This is a genomic window from Pseudomonas sp. R76, assembly GCF_009834565.1.
Classification (GTDB): domain Bacteria; phylum Pseudomonadota; class Gammaproteobacteria; order Pseudomonadales; family Pseudomonadaceae; genus Aquipseudomonas.
Genome location: NZ_CP019428.1, coordinates 2,110,607 through 2,128,239 on the forward strand (window position 1 = coordinate 2,110,607; position 17,633 = coordinate 2,128,239).

Below are 17,633 nucleotides of genomic sequence, written 5' to 3' on the forward strand. Positions count from 1 at the left end.
AGGCCCCAACAGCCACCACCGACCTCTGTAAACCCCGCATAAACCCACTCTTTACGCCGTCTTTACGCCCGGCCCCCACCGTCGCTCTCGTTCCTTTACGCCACTCCTGCGGACAATTGCCCCACACGCGGCAATCGCCGCAAAACGGAGAGACTTCCATGAGCGTTCTGGACGGGGTGTCACTGCTATTGGCCGTGGCGCTGTTCATTTATCTGCTGGTTGCGCTGTTACGCGCGGATCGGAACTAGGAGCAGGCTATGCACAGTTATGACTATTGGCTGATCATCGCCTTCTTTGCCGTGGTGCTGGTGCCGGCGCCGTTCCTGGGGCGGTTCTACTACAAGGTGATGGAAGGCCAGCGCACCTGGCTGACACCGGTGCTGGGCCCTGTCGAGCGCGCGTGTTATCGCTTGTCGGGCGTGGATGAACATCAGGAACAGAGCTGGCAGAAGTACACGCTGGCGCTGCTGGCGTTCAACCTGGCGGGTTTTGTGTTGCTGTTCGCAATCCTGCTGTTCCAGGACTATCTCCCACTGAACCCGCAGAAATTGCCGGGGCAGGAATGGACCTTGGCCTTCAACACTGCGGTCAGTTTCATGACCAACACCAACTGGCAGAACTACAGCGGTGAAGCCTCTCTGAGCTACCTCAGCCAGATGGTCGGCCTGACCGTGCAGAACTTCGTCAGCGCCGCTACTGGCTTGGCGGTACTGGTTGCGCTCTGCCGTGGCATCGGTCGCAAATCCACCAAGACCTTGGGCAACTTCTGGGTCGACATGACCCGCGCCACTCTTTACGGCCTGTTGCCGTTGTGCCTGGTGTTCGCGTTGTTCCTGGTGTGGCAGGGCGTGCCGCAAACCTTCGCTCACTATGTAAACGCCGTGACCCTGCAAGGCGTTGACCAGGTGATCCCGCTCGGCCCGGCAGCCAGCCAGATTGCGATCAAGCAACTGGGCACCAACGGCGGCGGCTTCTTCGGCGTCAACTCGGCGCACCCGTTTGAAGACCCGACCGCGTGGGCCAACTTGTTCGAGCTGTCGGCGATCATTCTGATCCCGGTGGCGCTGGTGTTCACCTTCGGCCATTACGTGAAGGACCTGCGTCAGAGCCGTGCGATCCTCGGCTGCATGCTGGCCCTGTTCCTGATCGGCGGCGCAACTTCGATGTGGGCCGAATACCAGCCCAACCCGACCCTGAACAACCCGGCCGTCGAGCAAACCGCACCGCTGGAAGGTAAAGAAGCACGCTTCGGCACCACCGGCACCGTGTTGTGGTCGGTGGCCACTACCGCTGCGTCCAACGGTTCGGTCAATGGCATGCAAGACAGCCTTAACCCGCTGAGCGGGATGGTGGCACTGATCAACATGATGGTCGGCGAAGTGATCTTCGGCGGCGTCGGCGCCGGCATGTACGGCATGTTGCTCAACGTGTTGATCGCGGTGTTCCTCGCCGGCTTGATGATCGGTCGGACGCCGGAATACCTCGGCAAGAAGCTGCAGGCCAAGGAAGTGCAATTGCTGGTAGTGACCCTGCTGGTAATGCCGGTAGGCACATTGGTGCTGGGCGCCATCGCCGCCAGCCTGCCTGGCCCGGCGGGCGCCATCAGTAACCCTGGCCCGCACGGTTTCAGCCAGTTGCTGTACGCCTACACCTCGGCCAGTGCCAACAACGGTTCGGCGTTCGGCGGCTTCAGTGCCAACACCACGTTCCACAACCTGATGATGAGCCTGTCGATGTTGCTTGGCCGCTTCGGCTACATCCTTCCGGTACTGGCCCTGGCCGGCAGCCTGGCGATGAAAAAGACCGCACCAATCGGCCAGAACAGCTTCCCGACCCATGGCGCGCTGTTCGTGACCCTGTTGACCGTGACCATTTTGCTGGTGGGCGGCCTGACCTTCCTGCCGACACTGGCGCTGGGCCCAATTGCTGAACATCTGAGCATGGGCTTCTGAGGGATATGAAAATGAATATGCCTGCAAAAAATGCGGCCCCGGTCAAAACCCAGGAGCCCGCCAAAACCGCCATCTCTGCCTTGTGGCGCCCGGCGCTGGGCCAGGCGTTCGTCAAGCTCGACCCACGCCAGCTGCAACGCTCGCCGGTGATGCTGGTGGTCGAACTGACCGCCATCCTCACCACCGTGTTGTGCTTTGTGCCCGACACCAACGTGCCGACCTTCGTCGCCGTGCAAATCGCCGTGTGGCTGTGGTTCACCGTGCTGTTCGCCAACTTCGCCGAAGCCTTGGCCGAAGGCCGCGGTAAAGCCCGCGCCGACAGCCTCAAGGCCGGCAGCGAAGGCCTCAGCGCACGCCGCAAAGAGGCCGACGGCAGCTTCAAGGTCGTGCCGGCCACCAGCCTGCGCAAAGGCGACGTGGTGCGTGTTGCCGCCGGGGAAATGATCCCCGGCGACGGCGAGGTCATCGAAGGTATCGCGGCGGTCAACGAAGCGGCGATCACCGGCGAATCCGCGCCGGTGATCCGCGAATCCGGTGGCGACCGTTCTGCCGTCACCGGCAACACCCGCCTGGTGTCGGACTGGCTGCTGATCCGCATCACCGTCAACCCCGGCGAGTCGACGCTGGACCGCATGATCGCACTGGTGGAAGGCGCCAAACGCCAGAAAACCCCCAACGAAGTCGCGCTGGATATCCTGCTGATTGGCCTGACGCTGATCTTCCTGCTGGTGGTGGTGACCCTGCAGCCATTCGCCCACTTCGCCAATGGCAGCTTGCCGCTGGTGTTCCTGGTCGCACTGTTGGTGACGCTGATTCCTACCACTATCGGCGGCTTGTTGTCGGCCATCGGTATCGCCGGCATGGACCGTCTGGTGCGCCTCAACGTGATCGCCAAATCCGGGCGTGCGGTGGAAGCTGCGGGTGACGTGCATGTGTTGCTGTTGGATAAAACCGGCACCATCACTTTCGGTAACCGTCGCTGTGCCGCAGTCATCGCCGCGCCGGGTGTCAGTGGCCGTGATTTGGCCGAAGGCGCGCTGCTGGCCTCGCTGGCGGACGACACGGCGGAAGGTAAATCCATCGTCGAATACCTGCGTGCCTTGCACCCACAGGCCGAGCCGACCCTGGAGCAACTGACCTCGGTGCCGTTCAGCGCTGAAACGCGTTTGTCCGGCGTCGACTACCAAGGCCGTGTGTTCCGTAAAGGCGCCGTGGATTCGCTGCTGGCGTTTATCGGCCAACAACGTCGCGACCTGCAACCGGCACTCTCGCGGGAAATCGACAAGATCGCCCAAAGCGGCGGCACACCGCTGCTGGTGTGCGCTGACGGCAAATTGCTCGGTGCGATCCATCTCAAAGACGTGGTCAAGCCCGGCATCCGCGAACGTTTCGCCGAGCTGCGCAAACTGGGGATTCGCACCGTGATGGTGACGGGCGACAACCCACTGACCGCCGCGGCGATTGCTGCCGAGGCGGGCGTGGATGACGTGCTGGCCGAAGCCACGCCGGAGAAAAAACTCGCGCGCATTCGGCATGAACAGAATGACGGTCGCCTGGTGGCAATGTGTGGCGACGGCGCCAACGACGCCCCGGCACTGGCCCAGGCCGACGTCGGCATGGCGATGAACGACGGCACCCAAGCCGCCCGCGAAGCCGCCAACATGGTCGACCTCGACAGCGACCCGACCAAGCTGCTGGACGTGGTGCAGATCGGCAAGGAACTGCTGGTCACGCGCGGCGCCTTGACGACGTTCTCCATCGCCAACGACGTGGCCAAGTACTTCGCGATCCTGCCGGCGCTGTTCGCCTCGATCTACCCGCAACTGGGCGTGCTCAACGTGATGCACTTGCAGAGCCCGCAGAGCGCGATTCTCTCGGCCATCGTGTTTAACGCACTGATCATCGTGGTGTTGATCCCGCTGGCGCTGCGCGGTGTGCGCGTGCAGGCGGCGAGTGCGGCGGCGTTGCTGCGGCGCAACCTGCTGATCTATGGGCTGGGCGGGATTCTGGTGCCGTTCGTGGGCATCAAGGCGATCGACATGCTGCTGACGGCGCTGCACCTGGTGTAACCCGGATCGTTCCCACGCTCCGCGTGGGAATGCTGCCCTGGACGCTCCGCGTCCCGCGCTGATAAACGAATTGAGGAATCTGAAATGTCCAACATGATCCGCCCGGCCCTGAGCCTGCTGGTACTCATGAGCCTGATCACCGGCGTCGCCTACCCACTGGTGGTTACCGGTGTCGCCCAAGTCGCCTTTCCGGCCCAGGCCAACGGCAGCCTGGTGCGCGATGCCGACGGCAAAGTGCGCGGCTCCAGCCTGATCGCCCAGGATTTTACCGGTGACAGCTGGTTCCACCCGCGCCCCTCGGCTGGCGCGTTCGCGACGGTTTCCAGCAGCGCGAGCAACCTTGGCCCAAGCAACCCGGCGTTGGCCACGCGCATTTTCGATGACGCGAACAAACAACTGGTGCCAGGCCAAGGGCCGGTGCCTCTGGCCTCGCTGACTACCTCCGGCAGCGGTCTTGATCCACACTTGCCTCCGCAGGCGATTGCCTATCAACTGGCGCGGGTGGCAGCGGCGCGGAATGTGCCGGTGTCTACACTGCAGCGCTTGCTGGATGAGCACATCGAAAGCCCGCTGGTGGGCCCGCCGGTGGTGAATGTGTTGGCGCTGAACATGGCGCTGGAAAAGTTGTAAGCAGTGGTGCCGCCATCGCGGGCAAGCCCGCTCCCACAGGAGGAATGCATTCCAACTGTGGGAGCGGGCTTGCCCGCGATGGCGGCCTGAAGGACTCCAAATAAATACCTGAAGGAACCGCAAAGCATGAGCGACTCCGGCCGCGCCGATGCCCTGTTAGCCGATCTGCCACGGGACGGCCGTGGCCGGCTCAAAGTCTTCCTCGGCGCCGCGCCGGGTGTGGGCAAGACCTACGCCATGCTCCAGGCCGCCCACACCCAGCTGCGCCAGGGCGTGCGCCTGCTCGCCGGGGTGGTCGAAACCCACGGCCGCGCCGAGACTGAAGCCTTGCTCAGCGGCCTGCCGCAGCAACCGTTGCTGCGCAGCGAATACCGTGGCGTGATGCTCGAAGAAATGGACCTCGACGGCCTGCTCGCCGCCAAGCCCAAGCTGGTGCTGGTGGACGAATTGGCCCACAGCAACGCGCCCGGCAGCCGCCATGAAAAGCGCTGGCAAGACATTCAGGAACTGCTTGCCGCCGGCATCAACGTGTTCACCACGGTCAACGTCCAGCACCTGGAAAGCCTCAATGACCAAGTGCGCGGCATCACCGGCGTGCAGGTGCGCGAAACCCTGCCGGATTGGGTGCTGCAAGAGGCTGACGAACTCCTGCTGATCGACCTGCCATCGCGCGAGCTGCTGGAGCGCCTGCGCGACGGCAAGGTGTATGTGCCGGAACAGGCCCGCGCGGCCATCGATGCGTTTTTCACCCAGACCAACCTGATGGCCCTGCGCGAGCTGGCGATGCAGACCGCCGCCGCCCACGTCGATGACGACCTGGCTCAAGGTTATCGCCAACTCGGCCAGGCCGCGCCGGCGGTACGCGGGCGTTTGCTGGTGGGCGTGGATGGCGATGCGCAGGCCGAACGCCTGGTGCGGCATGCCAGCCGTGTGGCCCAGCGTCGGCATTTGCCCTGGAGCCTGGTGCATATCGATAACGGCCGCGCGCGCGATGAGCAATCGCGCCTGCGCCTGCAAAATGCCCAGCAACTGGCTGAACGCCTGGGCGGCGAAGTGGTGTTGCTGCGGGCCGGGGAAGTGGCGAAAACGCTGATCCAGCACGCCGCCGAACGCCGCGCCAGCCTGTTGCTGGTGGGCCAGTCGCGCATGCGCTGGCGGCGTCGTCTGTTCGGCGGCGGGCTGGCGGCGCGCTTGTTGCGCAATGCGCGCGGCTTGGAAATCAACGTCCTCGACAGCGACGACATGCCCGCACCGCCGCGCCTGCCGGATGTACGCGGGCTGGTGTGGTTCGATTATGGCCTGGCGGTGGTCGCGACCTTCGTGGCGGCTGCATTGGCCTGGGCAGTGGCCAGCGTGTTGCCGCTGCCGAACATCTCCCTGGTGTTTCTCGCGGCGGTGTTGCTGGTCGGCGTGCGCAGCAGCCTGGGGCCGTCATTGGTGTGTGCGGCGCTGTCGTTCCTGACCTACGACTTTCTGTTTATCCCGCCGAGTTTCTCCTTCGCCATCCAGCGTGAAGAAGATGTATTGACGCTGTTGTTCTTTCTGTTGATGGCGGCGCTGACCGGCAACCTGGCGGCACGCCAGCGGCGGCAGCTACAGGCCTTGCGCGACACCCAGGAAGAAACCAGCGAACTGCTCGACCTGTCGCGCAAACTCACCGCCGCCACCGATCGCCAGGCGGTGATCAGCGCGGCGGCGCATCACCTCGAAGGCTGGAGCGACCTGGACCTGTGCCTGGTCAACCGTGACAGCCAGGGCGACTGGAAGGTCGAGACCGGTTCACCGCTGAACCTCACTGAAGCCGAACGCGCCGCCGCCGATTGGGCCTGGCAGCATGATCAACCGGCCGGGATGGGCACCGGCACCTTGCCGTTCGGGCGCTGGTGGTGGTGGCCGCTGTCGGGCGAGGAGGGGCCATTGGGCTTGCTCGGCGTCAGCCCCAAACCGGGCCTGGAATTGAGCGGCCAGCGTCGTCGTCTGCTTACCGCCTTGAGCCAGCCGCTGGCCCAGGCCTTGGCGCGGGCGCAGCTGGCACAGGAACTGGAATCTGCACGCCTGCACGGCGAGACCGAACAACTGCGCAGCGCCTTGCTGGCGTCGGTGTCCCATGATTTACGCACGCCGCTGACGTCCATGCGCGGTAGCATCGACAGCCTTCTGGCGCTTGGCGAGGCGATTCCTTTGGAGGATCGCCGCGAATTGCTCGAAGGCACTCGCGATGAAGCCGAGCGCCTCGACCGTTATATCCAGAACCTGCTCGACATGACGCGCCTGGGCCACGGTGCCCTGAAGCTGGCGCGCGATTGGGTTTCGCCGGGTGATATCCTCGGCAGTGCCCTGGGCCGTTTGCGTGCGGTGCTGGCGCCGTTGCAGGTGAAGACCGACGTGCCTGCCGAGTTGCCGTTGCTGTATGTCCATGCCGCGCTGATCGAGCAAGCGCTGGTTAATGTGCTGGAAAACGCCGCGCGATTCTCACCCGCCCAAGGCCGTTTGGAAGTCAGTGCGGGCGTGGCGGATGACCAGCTGTTTTTCGCGGTGGCCGATGAAGGGCCGGGGATTCCCGAAGATGAGCGCGCGAAGATTTTCGATATGTTCTACACCGCCGCCCGGGGTGATCGCGGCGGGCAGGGCACGGGCCTCGGCCTGGCGATCTGCCAAGGCATGGTCGGCGCACACGGCGGGCGTATCAGCGTCGCCGACGGCATTGATGGGCGGGGTACTTGCATCACCTTGTTCCTGCCATTGCCGACTCAACCTGGCCTGGAACGCGAGGCTTGAGCTACCCTCTTTTTTTCACGGATTTTGATTGGACACCATGAGCCAGACCGCGACGATTTTAGTCATTGATGACGAACCGCAGATCCGCAAGTTCCTGCGCATCAGCCTGGCCTCCCAGGGCTACAAAGTGATCGAGGCCGGCACCGGTAACGAAGGCCTGGCCCAGGCGGCATTGAGCAAACCGGATTTGCTGGTGCTCGACCTCGGCTTGCCCGACATGGACGGCCAGCAAGTGCTGCGCGAGTTTCGCGAGTGGTCGACGGTGCCGGTGCTGGTGTTGTCGGTGCGGGCGAGTGAAGTGCAAAAGGTCGAAGCCCTGGATGGCGGCGCCAATGACTACGTGACCAAGCCCTTTGGCATCCAGGAATTTCTCGCCCGCGTTCGCGCATTGCTGCGCCAGGCGCCGGCAGGAGAGGCCCAGGAAGCCGCCTTGAGCTTTGGCCCGCTGACCGTGGACCTGGCTTATCGGCGCGTGCTGCTGGATGGAGCCGAGGTGGCGCTGACCCGCAAGGAGTACGCGGTGCTGGCGCAACTGGCTCGGCATCCGGGGCGGGTGATTACCCAGCAACAACTGCTCAAGGATATTTGGGGGCCGACCCACACGGAAGACAGTCACTACCTGCGTATCGTGGTGGGGCATTTGCGCCAGAAGCTGGCGGATGACCCGACGCAGCCGAGGTTTATTGTGACTGAGGCGGGGGTGGGGTATCGGTTGTTGAATGGCTGAGATTATCGGTGCTTGAACTGGCCTTATCGCAGGTAAGCCAGCTCCCACCTTCGATATGTGAATACATTCAAAATGTGGGAGCTGGCTTGCCTGCGATGGAGCGCTCAGCCCCACCCAAAATTTCAGCTTTGCTCACTCTCATATTTGTCCAGCGTATCCCTGGCAATTTCCCGCCCCAGCGCGATCAACTCCGGCGCCTTGTAGAACTCGAAAAACCGGCACACGCGCTTGGGCACGTTGATCAGCACATCCGGCGGATACCCGGCGATCTTGTATTGCGCCAGCGACGTCTGCATCACCTCGAAACTCTGGTTGATCAAGTCCAGCAGCGACGCCGGCCCGACGTTGTCGATGATGAACGAACCGGTCGCCGACTTCGGTGCCCCGGCTTTTTCCGGCGCGGCGGCGGGTTGCTGGGATTCGGGCTCGGCCGACTCCAGCCAGGGGTTAATCTCCGCCGTCTGGGCTTGCAGTGCCTCCTGCTCCAACTTCATCAACTGTTCGGCTTGTTTTCGTCGAAACGGCAAATGTGAGCCCAATGACTTGGCCAAACTGTTAAAGCGGCTCTTGAACGCAGGCGGGCGCTGGATCACCGGCAGTTGGTAGTGTTTTTGATTGGTGGCGTTGAGGTTGACGGCGATGATCAAGTCGCAGTGGCTCGACACCACCGGCACGATTGGCAGCGGGTTGAGCAGGCCGCCGTCGACCAGCATGCGGTTGCCCTGCATCACCGGCGTGAACAGGCTCGGGATCGCCGCCGATGCCCGCATGGCCTGGTGCAGGCAGCCTTCCTGGAACCAGATTTCCTGCTGGTTGGTGAGGTCGGTGGCGACGGCGGTGTAGGGAATACGCAGCTCTTCGATACTGATCTCGCCGACGATCTTGCGGATTTGCCCGAAGACTTTTTCGCCGCGAATGGCGCCCAGGCGAAAACTCACGTCGACCAGGCGCAGCACGTCCAGGTAGTCGAGGCTTTCGATCCAGTTGCGATACTCATCCAGTTTGCCGGCGGCATAGATTCCGCCGACCACTGCGCCCATGGAGCAGCCGGCGATACAGGCGATGTCATAACCGCGCCGTTCGATCTCCTCTATCACACCGATATGGGCGTAGCCCCTCGCCCCACCGGAGCCGAGCACCAAGGCAACACGCTTATTCATGGTCCATGTCCTTCCCAAGTCAGGTGCCCACAATGCACCCATTGAGGGGGCGGCTTCAATCTTCGCCGAGCCTTGTAATATTTTTCCAGAATAGCGAGCAGGCTCGGGTATGCTCTGACGATAGGCGCTTCTGATTTCAGGCGGCAAACAAGGCACTTTTCCTTGTGGGCAACGTCTACACCGTACGACTGTTTTTCTTTATTTGAGGTGTCATTGATGAAAGCCTGGATGTGTGTACCTGTGATCGTGTTGGCCCTGGCCGGTTGTGCCGGGAAAACCGCATACCGCGATAGCTGTGGCACGCAATTGGATGCGGCGTGGCATGAGCTGGACTTGGCCAAGGCCGAAGGTTTTGCCGGCACCGTGAGCTACTCCAAAGCCTTGTCCTTGTTGACGGGCGCCAAGACCCAGCAGCAATTCGAAGCGTTTGAAGGCTGCTCCAACAAGGCCGAAAAAGCGCGGTTCTATATTCGTGAGTCGCGCGCCGGGCGTTAACCTGTAGCACCCACCAGGATTTTTCATCGTCAAGGGAGCAAGGAATGTCAGCTTTGGTCGATCAGTTAGTCGCTCAGGTCATTGGCCTGGAAGTAGGGTTACTGAGCTGCCAGGCTCGCCTTGCCGCCGTCACCGACGATGAAGCCTTGCACGACTTGCGCACTACCGTGCGGCGCCTGCGCAGTTTGTTGCGCCCATTGCGTGGTTTGCCGGGTGTGGAACAGCTCGAGTTGGCCGCCAGCACGGTCGGCCAATTAACCACGCCGCTACGCGACCGCGAGGTCCTGGCGGCGTATCTGCATCAGCACGGTTATCACGACGCGGCTGATCGGCGCCTGCGCCTGCAGCCTGATGCCTATCGCCAAGTGGCGCAAAGCCCGGAGCTGGCGCACCTGCTGCTGATCCTCGATGCATTCCCTCGCTTTATCCGCGCCTCCCAACACCAGAAGTTACTAAGGGGCCTGCGCCCGCGCATCGAAAAGCGCTTGGCCAAGCAATGGCAGAAACTGGGTGAAGCGCTCAAAGACCCGAACCACGATCGCCATCGTCTGCGCCTGTTGATCAAGCGCGTGCGCTACGCCGCCGAGGCTTATCCCGAACTGGACAAGCTGCCTGCCAAAGCCATCGCGCGGCTCAAACAAGCCCAAGGTGCCCTGGGTGATTGGCACGACTGCTGGCAGTGGCTGGCCCAGGCCGGGCACCAAGCGGATTTGCAGCCCTGCGTGTCTGTGTGGCATCGCACCATGACCAAGGCGGAAAGCCAGGCCGATCGAGTGCTGGACAAACTCAGCGCGGATTGTTTCTAAGCCGGTCCGGCTTTTGGCCGGAATAGGCGCTGTACCTCTCCGGCGCGATGGTTAAGATCCCTTATCGGTTTTCTTGATGTGAGGTCGCCATGCGCTTTAGTGATTTGCTCGACGCTGCCCGTAGCAACCCGTTGGACGTGACCATCCCCGCCGAATGGGCCCAAGGCCGCGCGACCTTTGGTGGGCTGGTGGCCGCGCTGCAATACGAAGCTCTGCGCGCCCAGGTGCCGGCAGATCGCCCTTTGCGCTCACTGGCCGTGACCTTCGTCGGCCCGGTCGCGCCGGATGTACCTGCCAGTTATCAAGTCGAAGTGCTGCGCGAAGGCAAGGCTGTCAGCCAGTTGCTGGGCCGCGTGGTGCAAAACGGCGAAGTGGCGACACTGGTACAGGCCAGCTTTGGCGCGTCTCGCGAGTCAGTGATTGAGGTCGCAAGCGAACCACCGCCTGCGTTCAAACATTGGGATGAATGCCAGGAACTGCCCTATATTAAGGGTGTGACCCCCGAATTCATGCGCCATCTGGCCATGCGCTGGAGTGTCGGCGGGCTGCCGTTCACCGGCAGTAAATCACGCGACATGGGCGGCTGGGTGCGCCTGCGCGGTGATGTGAAGGAAGAGCCGCTGACCGAGTCGCACATCCTCGCCCTGGTCGACGCCTGGCCCCCGGCTTTACTCCCGCACCTGACCAAACCGGCACCGGGCAGCACGCTGACCTGGACCATCGAATTTATCCAGCCGCTGCAAGACCTGACCACGCTCGATTGGTGCCAGTACTACGTCAATATCGAACACGCCCGCGACGGCTACGGCCATGCCGCCGCCGCACTCTGGAGCCCGGGCGGGGAACTGATCGCCATCAGCCGCCAGACCGTAGTGGTCTTTGCCTGAGCCTCAGAACCGCTGGCTGCCTTTAGCTTCCAGCTTACGACCGTGGCGCTGAAGCGCCACGCCGGCCAACACGCCGATCACGCCGACGGCAAAACTGGCCAGGCTCAGGCTGAACACACCGGACGCCATCAACAGAAAACCGATGATCAGCAGCGGTACGGCAATTAACTGCAGCCCCAGGTTGGTCGGGTGCTGATGGGTTTCTGGGTGAATGCGCCATTGCCAAGCGGGGAAGTTGGGGTGACGTTTGCCCATGATGGTGAATCCTCTGTCCGTTGAAGTAGCTTGGACAGAGTTTAGGGTCGGCTGGGCTGGGTGGCGAATTGGCGCTGGCTATCGGCCTCATAGCTTAGATGTTGGTGTCACCATTTTAATAACAGGCGGAATCAGGGTCATTTATGTAGACGGAGGGTCCGCAGAGAGACAGATATCGCGTTTTGAATTTAATCAACGACTTTTCAGACTCAGCTTTTACAAGAAAAAAATCCTCATACTTCCGTACTGTTATTTTCAATGTGTCGAGCGTGGGGATATTTTTTATGGTGACGTCACTAAGTCCGCCACAGCTAAGGCCAATGCGACATGTGTTGAAACCCTCGATGGTCCATTTTTCGGGCGGTCTGTCCGGTATTTCAGGTATGTCAAAGGCTAGATTTATATGAGGTCTATCGTTATCTATGTCTATAGAGAATAAGACTATCTTTCCTATTGGTATCGGTCTGGAGAATACCTTGTTAAAAAGAACGCTCCTATCGAATTCATTCCAGAATTTCATTTTCTAACCTTAAGATTATAGTGGTCATTCTCACCTTTATTTTTCCTGTGTCCGTGTTTCAAGAAGACGCGTAAGTTGAGCCGGGCGCCTTGGTTGGTTTACTATCTTGAAATGGATAAGGATAAGGTTCTAATTTGGGTTTCGAGTTTTTTAGTTATTTAAAATAGTAATCATCCGTACCATTTGTATATACATTAGGGTCGCTAAGTGAAATGAATCTGGCTTTGAATTCTATTGAGGCATTTTCGCTGGTTGCGCAAAACTCGAAGTGGTCGTTGTATTTTTCTATTTTTACATTGAATACCTCGTGGATGGGTATGTTTTGTACTTTTAGCTCTTTAATGTTGTGACAAGTTAATCCGGTTCTGCAAGTGTTGTATCCTTTGTTCTTCCACTTTTCCGGTAACCTGTCCGGAAATTCAGGTATGTCAAACCCTAGGCCGACGCATGGTTGATCGTTATCAATTCTTATAGAAAAAAGAGCTATTCTATCAATTGCTATCGGTTGGCTAAAAATCTTTCCGAAAAATATACTTCCGTCTAATTCATTCCAGTACTTCATTTTTGCTTCCTAAATGGATAGTGTTCTTTCGCCCCGGATATACGGCCTTTTCGAGGTTTATCAATTGGTCGTAAGTTGAAGTGTGCGGAATGGTCTCCTATTCCATCTGCTCTGCCAAAATTATGCCCTGCTGAGTGGTCTTGGATAAGAACTTTTGAGCCGTCTGATTTAGTAAATTGGTAGACCCTTGTATCAATCGGTAAGCCATTATTATTCAATACGTTTTTCTCGTTCAGGTCTGTCATTCTTTCTATCTTGTATTGTTTTCCTCTTCCTGTTTCTGGGTCTACGAAGACGTCAGGGCGCTGCACCATTGGTATATTCGCATCTCTTTTAGCTTGCCTGAATGCTCCTTTGCGAGAAACATCGGGAGTGTCCGGTTCGTCGGGTGTTTTACAGCGTGGCTGCCTCGCTCCTTTGGGGGGGCAATTGGCAGTCAGCCCTAACGGATCCACCCACCCCGTAGGATTAGGCACGTACTGGTAGGCATTGACCCCACCCGCCAGCTTCACCGGGTCAGGCGTCGGGTAACGACCGATATCTGGATTGTAGTAGCGATGGCGGTTGTAGTGCAGTCCGCTTTCCGGGTCGAAGTATTGGCCTTGGAAGCGCAGCGGGTCGTCGATTTTGTTGATGTCTAGGCGGCTGATCTGGCCGTAGGCGCGGTAGTGCGCGGACCAGACGATTTCGCCGTCGGGGGCGGTGAGTTCCTGCGGGGTGCCGAGGTGGTCGAGTTGATAGTGGAAGGGCTGGGTATCTTGAGGGCCGTAGCCTTCCAACAACGCTAACGGCCGAAAGCTGTCCGGCTCGTAGATGTAACTGCGATGATGATCCGCGTGATGCTCCGCAACCAGCTTGTCGCCTTGCCAGAAAAACTCAGTGGTTATCCCATCAACGGTTTTGCTGATCCGCCGACCAAATGGGTCATAGCGGTAGCTGGCCGTTTTGCCGTTCGGTTGGGTGATGCCGATCAGCCGATGCTGGCAGTCGTAGCGATACTTGGTGACGAGTTGATTACCCTTGCCGCGTCTTTGTCGGATCAGGTTGCCGAAGGCGTCATAGTCATAATGATGATCGCCTTGGATCACCAGCCGATTCCCCGCCACGATGTCCGGCCCTGGGCGGTCTTGCATGAGCAGGTTTCCAGCCGGGTCGTGGCCGAAGCGCTCTTGCTGGTCTTGCGAGTGATCGGCCCGAGTCAGGCGGGCGAGGGGGTCGTAGTGGTAGTGGTGTTCGCCTTTGCGGGTGTCGAGCAGGCGGGTGAGGTTGCCGGTTTTGTCGTAGTCGTAGTGGCGGCGGTAGAGCTTGTGTTCTTCCTGGGTCACCGCGTGGGCGTGGAGGCGGTTTTGCTCGTCGTAGTGGTAGTGGCTGAGCAGTTCGCCTTGCTGGCGTTGGCGCTCGCGGCCGGTTTTGAATAGGTGAGACGTGAGGGTTTTGCCATTCAGTTCGACGGTGGCGAGGTGGCCGCCTTTGTCGTGGTTGAAGGTGAGACGGTTGTTGTCCGGCAGGCGCAGGTTTTTCAGTTGGCCGCAGGTGTCGTAGCCGTAGCGTAAGGTGCCCCAACCTTGGTGGTCGGCGGTGAGGCGGTTTTGGCTGTCGTATTCGTAGGCGAGCGCCCAGTGGCCGTCGTCAACGCTGAGGAGGTTGCCTTGGCGGTCGTAGGCGTAATCGACCACTCCACCGTCTGGAAGGGTTTTTCGTACGAGCCGCCCGGAAGCGTCTCGCTCGTAGCGGGTAATTAGCTGACTGCCGTCATCGCCGTGTTCGGTCTTTTCCAGCAGGTTGCCGTTGAGGTCGTAGACGTAGGCCGTACGCTGGCCATCAAAACTGATTTCCTGCTGGATCAGGCCGTTGGGGTGGTAATCCAGTTGGTAGGTCTCGCCGACTTCGTTTTCGATCTCGGTCAGCAGTAACCGCACGTTGTCGTAGCGGTAGTTGACCTGGGTGCCATCGGCGTTGAGGCGGCGGCTGATCAGGTGCAGGCCGTCGGCGTATTCGTAGCGGGTGACGTGACCCAGTTCATCACGTTCGGAGGTGATTTTCCCGTACGGGTTGTAGCTGAATTCTCGCGTGGCACCGCCTGGAAGTACGACACGAACCAACCGACCCACACCGTCCCACTGATACTGGGTCAGCGCGCCATGCTCATCCTCACGCGCAACCTGTCGCCCAACATCGTCATAGCGATAGCGTTTAACTCCACCGTTTGGAAGCTGTTCCTCAACAAGCTGCCCACGCTCATTCCAGACCAGCCGATGACAGCCGTTATCCGGATACCACACCCCAACCAGTTGCCCGTGTTTGTTGTAGGTGTAGTCCGTAACGTTGCCGTCAGGATCTGTCTGACGCGTAACGTCGCCCTGGTCATTGCGCTCATACTTCCAAACCGCCTCACCGCGCCGCACAACCCGTACGAACCCGTTGTCATGCTCGTAGGAAGTCGGCTCATCCTCCCCCGGAAACAGCGCCACCAAGCGTCCAGCATCGTCATACTGATACGCCGTCACCGCCCCCAGCGGATCCTGCTCAACCGTCAGTCGGCCCTTGTCGTCGTAGGATTTGAAGTGCTCAGCACCATCGGGATCAATCCGCTGCACCAGCCGCGCGCGCTGGTCATGGACATACACTTCCTGACTGCCATCAGCGTTGTGAACCGTAACCTTGCCGTTGTCATCCCAGGCATACCGCGTGTCCATCTGCGAAAAACTGGCCCAGTGCCGAACACAGCGCGCCGCCTTACCCGCCCGTTCCCATTCCCAAAAGAAACTCGCCCCACCGGCCAATTGCCGCTCAAGAATGACGTGCTGATCGTCGTACCGATAAACCTCGCTTTCGCCTACGGCATTGGTCGCGGAAACCAGTCGCCCAGCCTCGTCATAGGCGTAGGAAACGACGTTCTGCTCAGTCACCCACACATACGGCTCACGGCCTTTGGCGCGATGAACCTGATAGTCCACCGCCACAATGCGCCCAAGCTCATAGCGCAAAAACAAAGACCGGCCTACACCGTTATCCAGCCGCTCAATCCGGCCCAAACGATCACGAATAACCCGCAGCCGGTTGTCATACGCGTCACTGATTGCTGTCAGCTGACCATCGAGGAAGTGATAAGAGCGCGATGCCTGAGCCAGCACCAGCTCATCGGGCAAATCGCCCAAATAGATCGCGGCTTCGGCCAAGCTGTTGGTAATCGCCGGTCGTGCCACAGTCGGCAAGGGCAGGGCAGTCGACCGATTCTCATGATCCGTCCAAACCACCGAATCACCGTCTACCACCAACCGCTGCGCCAGCGAATGACTCCAGCCAAACCCCAACCCACAATCCACTTCAACCGCACTGGTGCGATACAACCGCGTCCACTCAAACGGCAAAATCCCGTCCAGCGCGCCATCGGTGAGGGTCAGTAATTCTTCCCCGGTGACCATCGACACCGGGCAGCCATTAGTGGCGGTTTTATCCGCAGGGGCCGCCGCATCGCCCTGGGGATTTTTCGCAGCGACAGGCACATCATCGACATGTTCCTGGCGCACCAACGTCGTCTGCTGGGTCTTCTTACGAACCGCAGGCACCAGGTTCGCAACCAGATTTTCCCCAGCCTTCAACGGCGCAACCGGCACCGTCTTAATCTGGGTCGCCGGGCCACCGAGCAATAAGGGTTTAACTGTCTCGACATGGGCATCCAGCTTGGGCCCGACTAACTGATCCGCCAGCGTCTGCAGCCAGCCACGAACACGTCCGGACTTGATATGCCCCAATACCTGGGCACCCAGTCGAAGCTGCACGCCCATGCCTCGTGTTGCCCAGATCAAAACCAGGTTGATCAATACTTCGCCAGTAATTTCACCCATCAGTTCATACATCTGAGGCGGCGGCAGCAGGCGTATCCGGCTGACCATCGCTGACAGATAGATGAACAACAGCGGCTCATCGCTGAGCACCAGCAGGCCCTGTGCAATGGCGTCTTTGCTCAGTTTCAGCAGTTCATCGAGTTCGGTTTGGGAGATGTACTGGAGCAACTTCCGGCTATTGGTTCTGATGTCCGCGAGCAGGTCATACAGTTGCGTGATGTTGTCCCAGAGGTTGTAGAGGGCTTGGCTGATGCCGCTGACAAGCGCCACGCGTTGCAGCGCGCTACGTTCGAAAGGGGTGGCTTTGGCGAAGTCTTCCCACTGTGCCTTGAAGGTTTTCGCCCATTCCTCGCTCAGGCGTGTTTCCAGCCCGGCTATCACCCGCTGATAAGACGCATACAGCGCCTTGACGTGGTCTCTGGAAACGTTTGGGTAAAAGGTGACTTGGTACTGCTGATCGCGGGTACATTCGTTGACTTCAAGAATGCCGCTTGGGCCAATGGTGTGATGGATCGGCGGCCCAACCGGGCTGCCATCCGCTGCAATGGCTTGCAGCATCACCGGCGTATTGCCGATGGGCACGAACTGCGTGCTTTCGAACATATGCACCAGGGTCAACGAACCCTGGGCCTTGCACATCGCAACGGTGGGACTTGGCGCTTTGGAAGAGACCGGCGCTACCAGTGCGACGTCTTCTCCCACTTTGAAAATCTGCTCGACCTCGAGTGTCGAACCACTCCAGAAGCGTTCGGCCCAGTCGTCAAAGGTGTTCAGGCACTCTCTGAAATCACGCAAGACGCTTTCAACATCCGGCGCGTTGGCGTCCATGGGGGCCAGGACAAACCCGGCAATCACCGGGATCAAAAGGCAGCCCTTTCGGGCCAGGCAGTCATGGAGAAATACATCGGCGGTCCCTCGCACTGAATAGTCAGGCGAGAAACTTT

The 17,633-nt window shown here is 60.0% G+C and carries 13 protein-coding genes and 1 pseudogene; 9 read left to right on the top strand and 5 right to left on the bottom strand.

The genetic code is table 11. The features are described from left to right. Positions 1-158 precede the first annotated feature (158 nt). The 6 genes from kdpF to PspR76_RS09670 all read left to right on the top strand — a co-directional run bounded on the left by kdpF (position 159) and on the right by PspR76_RS09670 (position 8,156). The gene (gene kdpF / locus PspR76_RS09645; protein WP_003218754.1) at positions 159-248 is read left to right on the top strand and encodes a K(+)-transporting ATPase subunit F; all 90 of its coding nucleotides are present in this window, start codon (positions 159-161) and stop codon (positions 246-248) included. 9 nt (positions 249-257) lie between these two features. Further along, positions 258-1,952, top strand: coding sequence for a potassium-transporting ATPase subunit KdpA (gene kdpA / locus PspR76_RS09650; RefSeq protein ID WP_159954981.1), 1,695 nt, complete (start codon positions 258-260; stop codon positions 1,950-1,952). An 11-nt stretch (positions 1,953-1,963) separates the two neighbouring features. After that, on the top strand, positions 1,964-4,021 hold the full coding sequence (gene kdpB, locus PspR76_RS09655; protein WP_174245607.1) for a potassium-transporting ATPase subunit KdpB: 2,058 nt from the start codon (positions 1,964-1,966) through the stop codon (positions 4,019-4,021). Between the two features lie 84 nt (positions 4,022-4,105). Then, a complete protein-coding gene (gene kdpC, locus PspR76_RS09660) occupies positions 4,106-4,651 on the top strand; it encodes a potassium-transporting ATPase subunit KdpC (RefSeq protein ID WP_159954983.1) in 546 nt (181 codons plus the stop codon). Between the two features lie 126 nt (positions 4,652-4,777). Beyond that, entirely contained in the window at positions 4,778-7,429 is a 2,652-nt protein-coding gene (locus PspR76_RS09665) for a sensor histidine kinase (RefSeq protein WP_159954984.1), read from the top strand. A gap of 37 nt (positions 7,430-7,466) precedes the next feature. Then, entirely contained in the window at positions 7,467-8,156 is a 690-nt protein-coding gene (locus PspR76_RS09670) for a response regulator (RefSeq protein ID WP_159954985.1), read from the top strand. 122 nt (positions 8,157-8,278) lie between these two features. Here the strand turns inward: PspR76_RS09670 and PspR76_RS09675 are convergent, their stop codons facing one another. Continuing rightward, positions 8,279-9,316 carry a patatin-like phospholipase family protein gene (locus PspR76_RS09675; protein WP_159954986.1) on the bottom strand — a complete coding sequence of 346 codons (1,038 nt, stop codon included), beginning with the start codon at positions 9,314-9,316 and terminating at the stop codon, positions 8,279-8,281. A 216-nt stretch (positions 9,317-9,532) separates the two neighbouring features. Between PspR76_RS09675 and PspR76_RS09680 the strand changes: the two genes are divergently transcribed. The 3 genes from PspR76_RS09680 (at position 9,533) to PspR76_RS09690 (ending at position 11,504) form a co-directional block, all read left to right on the top strand. Further along, a complete protein-coding gene (locus tag PspR76_RS09680; RefSeq protein WP_010176194.1) occupies positions 9,533-9,811 on the top strand; it encodes a hypothetical protein in 279 nt (92 codons plus the stop codon). 44 nt (positions 9,812-9,855) lie between these two features. Beyond that, on the top strand, positions 9,856-10,617 hold the full coding sequence (locus PspR76_RS09685; protein WP_159954987.1) for a CHAD domain-containing protein: 762 nt from the start codon (positions 9,856-9,858) through the stop codon (positions 10,615-10,617). Between the two features lie 89 nt (positions 10,618-10,706). Continuing rightward, positions 10,707-11,504: an acyl-CoA thioesterase gene (locus PspR76_RS09690; RefSeq protein ID WP_159954988.1), complete on the top strand. Its 798-nt coding sequence runs from the start codon at positions 10,707-10,709 to the stop codon at positions 11,502-11,504. 6 nt (positions 11,505-11,510) lie between these two features. Here PspR76_RS09690 and PspR76_RS09695 read toward each other — a convergent pair. The 4 genes and pseudogenes from PspR76_RS09695 to PspR76_RS09710 form a co-directional block, all read right to left on the bottom strand. Beyond that, a pseudogene (locus tag PspR76_RS09695) lies at positions 11,511-11,759 on the bottom strand (terminase); the annotation flags it as partial. A 115-nt stretch (positions 11,760-11,874) separates the two neighbouring features. After that, complete coding sequence (locus tag PspR76_RS09700; RefSeq protein WP_159954990.1) at positions 11,875-12,279, bottom strand: Imm50 family immunity protein; 405 nt, start codon at positions 12,277-12,279, stop codon at positions 11,875-11,877. Between the two features lie 154 nt (positions 12,280-12,433). Beyond that, entirely contained in the window at positions 12,434-12,841 is a 408-nt protein-coding gene (locus PspR76_RS09705; RefSeq protein ID WP_159954991.1) for an Imm50 family immunity protein, read from the bottom strand. After that, positions 12,838-17,553 carry an RHS repeat-associated core domain-containing protein gene (locus tag PspR76_RS09710; RefSeq protein WP_159954992.1) on the bottom strand — a complete coding sequence of 1,572 codons (4,716 nt, stop codon included), beginning with the start codon at positions 17,551-17,553 and terminating at the stop codon, positions 12,838-12,840. The genes PspR76_RS09705 and PspR76_RS09710 overlap by 4 nt, the downstream gene beginning before the upstream one ends. Positions 17,554-17,633: the final 80 nt, after the last annotated feature.